The sequence below is a fragment of the Myxococcus sp. AM011 genome (assembly GCF_013372595.1).
GTDB classification, from domain to species: Bacteria; Myxococcota; Myxococcia; order Myxococcales; family Myxococcaceae; genus Myxococcus; species Myxococcus eversor.
The window spans coordinates 1-6,410 of sequence record NZ_JABXEM010000419.1; the positions used below are offsets into that span (position 1 = coordinate 1).

Sequence of the window (6,410 nt, forward strand, 5' to 3'; positions counted from 1 at the left end):
GGGCCAGGGCGCGGAGTCGGGGCGAGCGCGCGCGCAGGCCGAGCAGGCGCATGAGGCCGTGTGCGGCACGGCGGGGGGCGCGCATGGCCTCGACCTGGGCGGCGGGGCCGACGAGCAGCTCGTCGTTGCCGTCCACCGCGACGAGCGCTGGCAGTTCGTTGCCGTCAGTGCCCGGGAGTGGAACGAGTCGAGCGACGCCTTCGTGGAAGACGGCGACGCGTGCGTGCGAGGTGCCCAGGTCGATGCCGAGCACCACCTCCGGAATGGAAGGTGAGGTGGAGGGCGTGGAGACAGGGACTTCGAGGAGCGCACGGCGGCGGTTGCGCGCGGTGTCGGCGTCCTGGAGGGCAGGTGGCTCGGTGGGCTCGGCGCGCGCCTCGGTGATGGGGCGCGGGGCCGTGGTGGAAGTCGGCTCCGTGGGAGCAGGGGAGGGTGTGGTGGCCCCTGGTGATTGGGAGACGGAGCCGGCGGGACCCGTGTTACCGGCTTGAAAGGCCGGAAACACGGGGGCTTGGTCGGCCGTGGTTGCTGGCGGAGTGGAGGTGGACTCGCTGGAGTTGGCGCGGGACTCGGTTGAGCCGAGTGTGGCGAGCTCCGTGGAGGCCTGGGCGGCGGACGTTGTCGGTACACCTGTTGCCGTTGTGGAGGCGGACTCTCGGGTGTCGGTGCGCGTCTCGGCCGAGCCGGGGGCGGAGGACGTCACCGCTGCGCCTGTCGTCGGTGCGGCGGCGGACTCTCGCGTGTCGGTGCGCGTCTCGGGCGAGCCGGGCGCGGAGGACGTCGCTACTGCACTTGTCGCCGGTGCGGAGGTGGACACGATGGCGTCGGTACGCGTTCCAACTGGGCTGGGCGCGGTAGACGTCGTCGGTACACCTGCTGCCGTTGCGGAGGTGGAGGCGCTGGAGTTGTCTCGCGTCTCGGTCGAGCCCGTCGCGGAGGGCTCGACCGAGGATGCCGTCAGTGAGCCCTGGGGCGCTGCGGACGTGTCGGTGCGTACCTCGGACGACGCGTTTTCCGTTGCGTCCTGCGCGGTTGTCAGCCCCAGGGTTGGCGTAGCCGTTCCTGCCGCTGTGGCACCCGTGTCGGCGAGCGTCCCGGGCATCTCTTGCGCGGCTGTCGCCGTGGAGGACTGCGCGGTCGGTGCGGCCGATGGCTCTGCGTGAGCTGGGGCTTCCGTGGACGGACGGGCCTCGGTGTTGGCGAGTGGCTCTATGCGTGCCGATGTGTCTCGGACCGTCGCGAAGGGCTCGTTCTCGATGCGAGACAGCGCCGCAGCCAGGGATTCCACATCGGTATCGACGTTGGCCGCGATGTGGCCCGTGTCGACCCGGGAGGCGGCGGACGTCGACTCGATACGCGCCAGCGGGTCCGTGGACGAGTCCGCGTCAGTGGCGAAGGAGGACTCGTCACGCTCAGCGAGTGACCAGGTCGAGGTCTCTTTCGTGGCGCCTGCCACGGTGCCGCCGGAGCGGATCGCGATGCCCCACGGGTCTGTGTCGCTCGTGGCCTCGATGTGCGACGAGCCAGCCTGCGCCCCCGTCGTGGGAGTCGACTCGACGCCAGAAGAGGGCACCTCCGCGTTAACCGGTGCCGCCGAGCGGTTCTCCGTCTCGGTGTGTTCGTCGCCGATGGCCAGTGGGCTGAAGGGCGCAGGCTCGTCCTCGCGAGCTGATGCCTGTTCGGTGGACGCGTCGTGGACGGTGGGGGCGGCCACTTCGGTGGGACTGGCCTCCCACGCTGGGACCTCTGGAGTCCCGAACCAGGGAACCTCGGACGACGTGTCCTCGACAGGGTCCGACGTGTCCGTGCCGGAGAGGTCCGAAGGAGCGTCAGCGGAGACACTCGCAGAGGCCTCCCCTTCGAAACTCGAGACCGCTTCATTCCCGTCAATCGACGAGGGCTCGAAGGTCGAGGCCGCGTTCCCCGTGGCTGTGTCGTGCTCCTGGCCGAAAGCGTCGGGATTCGTGTCCGCGCCAACCACGGGTGCGCTCACCGCGCTCGCTGATGACTCCTCATCGGAGTCGAACAAGCTCGCGGTGATGTCGAAGTCGAGTTCGCGCTCGTCGTCAGCTGCGAGAGCGCTGCCCTCAGTGGGCGCGGCACTCCCCGTCCAAGCGGGCGACGCGGCCTCTGGCGTATTCCCGAAGCCCGAAGGCTCATCCGCGACCGGCGTACTCGCGTTGAGCGCCGCCGCATCTGACGGCTCACCATCGACTTGCCGTGGCGCCGTCGGTTCCGCGTCGACTGACAGACCCGCGCCGGTGTCCCCGACGTGCTGCTCACTTGAGGCGCCGCGCTGGCCCAGTGCCGTGCTGGGCGTCTCACCGTCATCGCTCGCGGGAGCGAAGCGGCCGCCTTGAGATGCCTCCGTGGCCTCGTCGGGCTCAGGTGGAAAGAGTCCACCTTGCGCCAGGTCGTCGCTCTCCGGCGCGAGGGGTTGCGCCTCCGGTGCACTCCTGGCCGCTATGAGGGCGTCCTGGGATACCGCGGGCACCTGCACGGGCGGCTCGGGCGCGCTGGGCGCAACCGGCCTGGGCGCCTGCGTCTTGCGAACCAATCCGGGGACCGTCTGCTGCGGCTCGGGTGCGGCACGACGTGCGACGACGCGGTCGACGAGCGCCTTGCTCGCGGCGTCCAGCTTCACGAAGCGCACCGTCATCCCGGTGCGCCCGGCGCCCGAGTCCACCTGTGCCTTCACCACCACGCCCTCGCCGCGCAGCAACCGGCTGCCATCCGCGAGGACGAACTCGAACGCCAGCCCGGTGCCCTCGGGCTTCAACGCGCGCGTGGCGACGAATACACCTCCGCGCGCCACGTTCGAGCCGTACTTGTCGACGAACTCCTCCTCCGTGCTGTACGGGAGGCGGATGCGCAGCGGAAGCAGCTTGGACACAAGCCCGCTCATCGCAGGGGGATCCGCACCTCTCCCCCCGTCCCTTGCATGACCAGGTGCAGGGCACCTTCCCGCAGGGCCGGCGGGGGGAGCTCGAACAGGAGGACGACGTCGGCGCGCTCTTCAGGGGCCCACGTCCGGCGCAGGGGACGCGTGCCCGCGAGCACCTGCGCGTCCCTCGCCAGCACGAACGACGCGCCCTTCGCGTCCACCACCGTGGCCGACTCCAGGTCGAGCGTCACGGGCTTCGGGCCCACGTTCTGCGTGACGAGCTGCACCCGGAGGAACAGCTCCTCCGTCGTCACGCTCAGCTTCCCCGAGCCCTTCGCGGAGTGAGAGGACTCCAGCCCGGTCAGCTTCACCGCCACCGTGTCCACGTGCACCGTGTTGTTGCCTTCGGGCACGCCCAACTGCCGGGGCGCGGCATCTTCCAGCCCCGCGGCGAGTCCCGCGAGCTGCGAGTTCGGCGCGCCCCGAGTGGCTTCGGGGCCCTGGGCCGGGCGGCCTCCCTGGTTCACCCGGTCCACTTCCTGCCGCAGCTTCTGGAGCGTGCGCTCATCCGCCGTGCCCAGGGACTCGGACGAGGGCTCATCCTTCGTGCAGCCCCCGATGAAGAGGGCCGCAGCCAGGAGGCACGCCACCGGCGCCAGGGCGAGGGGAGAGCGAGCGCTCACGCGTTGCCCGCTCCCTTCACCAGCTCGTACAGCTTCTCCAGCGCGATGGGCAGCTTCGACGCGTCGGGACCGCCGGCCTGCGCCATGTCGGCCTTGCCGCCGCCCTTGCCGCCGACTTCCTTGGCCATCTCGCGCACCAGGTCACCCGCGCTGAGGCCCTTGGCCACCACGTCCTTCGTCAACGCGACGAGGATGATGGCGCGGCCGTCCTTCTCGCCGCCGATGGCGATGACGCCAGAGCGCATGCGGTCGCGGAGCTGGTCCGCCATGCCGCGGAACACCTTGTCGTCCGCCGGGTCCACCCGAGTGGCGAGCACCTTCATCCCGTTGACGTCGCGCGCCTGCTCCAGCAGGTCCTTGCTGCCCGCCGTGTTCGCCTTCACGGCCACTTCCTCGACCTTGCGCTCCAGCTCCTTCACGCGCTTCTGCGCCGCCTCCACGCGCTTGACCACGTCCTTGGGAGACGTCTTCAAGAGCTCGGCGGCCTTGCGCAGCTCGTGCTCCTGCTCTCGCACGTGCTGGAGCGCGCCCACGCCCGTGAGCGCGATGATGCGGCGCACGCCGGACGCCACGCCGCTCTCGCTGGAGAGCTTGAACAGACCGATGTCGCCGCTGCGCCGCACGTGCGTGCCGCCGCACAGCTCGGTGGACTCCGGATGCACGGTGACGACGCGAACCGTCTCGCCGTACTTCTCGCCGAACATGGCCACCGCGCCGGACTTCTTCGCGTCCTCGAGCGCCATGACGCGCGTCTCGGCCGCGGCGTTGTCGCGAATCCAGCCGTTGACCAGGTCCTCGACCTTCTCCGCCTGCTCGGACGTGACGGGCCCGAAGTGCGAGAAGTCGAAGCGCAGGAAGTCCGGCGCCACGACGGAGCCCGCCTGCTTCACGTGCTCGCCCAGCACCAGCTTGAGCGCCTTGTGCAGCAGGTGCGTCGCGGAGTGGTTCGAGCGGATGGCCTTGCGGCGCTCCACGTCCACCGCGGTCTGCACCATGTCGCCGACCTTGAACGTCCCCTCGGTGACTTCCACGGAGTGGACGATGAGGCCCGGCACCGGACGCTGAGCGTCCTTCACCTGTGCCACCGCCTTGCCGCCGTGGCCGACGATGTTGCCGCTGTCGCCGAGCTGACCGCCGGACTCGCCGTAGAAGGGCGTCCGGTCCAGCACCAGCTCCACCTTGTCACCCTGCGAGGCCTGCACCACCTCCACGCCGTCGCGAATCATCGCGCGGATGCTGCCCTCGCCCTCGTGGCCTTCACCCTCGTAGCCGAGGAACTCGGTGGTCCCGAGCTTCTCCACGAGCTTCAGGTAGACGTCGCCGACGGCCTTGTCCTTGTTGAGCTCGCCGCCCTTGCCGCGCTCGGCTTCCTTCACCAGCTCCGCGTCGAAGCCGGGGATGTCCGCGTCCAGCCCGTGCTCACGCAAGATGATCTGCGTCAAATCCCACGGGAAGCCGTAGGTGCCGTGGAGCAGGAAGACGTCCGCGCCGGACATCAGCGTCTCGCCCGCCTTCTTCATCCGGGTGACGCTCTCGTCAATCATCTTCATGCCGCGGCTGAGCGTGCGCCGGAAGCTCTCCTCCTCGTGCTCGGAGACCTTGAGCAGGAAGGGCCGGCTCTCGCGCAGCTCGGGGTACGCGTCACCCATCACCTCGATGACGCGGTCGACGACCTTGAAGAAGAAGAGCTGGTCCAGCCCCAGCAGCGTGCCGTGGCGAATCGCTCGGCGCATGATGCGGCGCAGGACGTAGCCCCGGCCCTCGTTGGAGGGCTGCACACCGTCCGCGATGAGGAACGCCGCCGCGCGACCGTGGTCCGCGATGACGCGGTGGGAGGCGCCCGTCTCCTGCGAGTACGGCTTGCCGGAGACCTCGACGACCTTCGCGATGATGTTCTGGAACAGGTCCGTGTCGTAGTTGGAGCGCTTGCCCTGCACGACGGAGGCGATGCGCTCCAGGCCCGCGCCCGTGTCGATGGACGGCTTGGGCAGCGGAATCAGCGGCGCGTCCTTCTCCTTGCGCTCGAACTGCATGAACACGAGGTTCCAGATTTCGAGCCACCGGTCGCAGTCGCACGCGACGCCCTGACACTTCTTGCCCGCCGCTTCCTCGACACAGGGGATGTCGTCACCCTGGTGATAGTGGATTTCGGAGCAGGGACCGCACGGGCCCGTCTCGCCCATGGACCAGAAGTTGTCCTTCTTGCCGAGCTTGAAGATGCGGTCGCGAGACACGCCCTGCTTCGCCCACAGCTCGAACGCCTCTTCATCCCAGGGGATGCCGTCCTCGCCATTGAACACGGTGATGGACAGCCGCGCCTTGTCGAGTCCGAGCGTCTTCGTCACGAACTCCCAGCCGTACGCAATCGCGTCCGCCTTGAAGTAGTCGCCGAAGGAGAAGTTGCCGAGCATCTCGAAGAACGTGTGGTGCCGGGCCGTGTAGCCCACGTTGTCGAGGTCGTTGTGTTTGCCACCGGCGCGCACGCACTTCTGCGACGTGGTGGCACGCTGGTAGTCGCGCCGCTCGCGGCCGGTGAAGACATCCTTGAACTGGACCATGCCCGCGTTGGTGAACAGCAGGGTCGGGTCGTTCGCCGGCACCAGTGAGGAGGAGGGGACGCGGCGGTGTCCACGCTCCTCGAAGAACTTGAGGAACGCCTCTCGAATCTCGGAGGCGGTCAGGGCGGAAGGCATGGTGTGGGTATATGCCACAAGAGGAGGCCGCGCAGGAGTTCTTGGAGGTTGCATGAGGGGGCGGACGGCCCTGGAGGTGGGACTCCGACAGCCCCGTCACGCCTGGACGGCAGGAGGGGTGGGGGGGCGGCGAACACGCCACCCGCGCCT

3 protein-coding genes are annotated in these 6,410 nt (G+C 69.3%); all 3 read right to left on the bottom strand.

Going from position 1 to position 6,410, the window contains the following annotated elements:
• Positions 1-2,893, bottom strand: a 2,893-nt coding sequence (locus tag HUW62_RS49450; protein WP_368670640.1) for a TIGR02266 family protein, incomplete at its 3' end; no start/stop codon positions are given.
• An 8-nt stretch (positions 2,894-2,901) separates the two neighbouring features.
• Positions 2,902-3,567, bottom strand: a complete 666-nt coding sequence (locus HUW62_RS45055; protein ID WP_176437959.1) for a hypothetical protein — start codon at positions 3,565-3,567, stop codon at positions 2,902-2,904.
• Positions 3,564-6,260, bottom strand: coding sequence for an alanine--tRNA ligase (gene alaS / locus HUW62_RS45060; RefSeq protein ID WP_176437960.1), 2,697 nt, complete (start codon positions 6,258-6,260; stop codon positions 3,564-3,566). Before alaS ends, HUW62_RS45055 begins: the two co-directional genes overlap by 4 nt.
• Positions 6,261-6,410 lie beyond the last annotated feature (150 nt).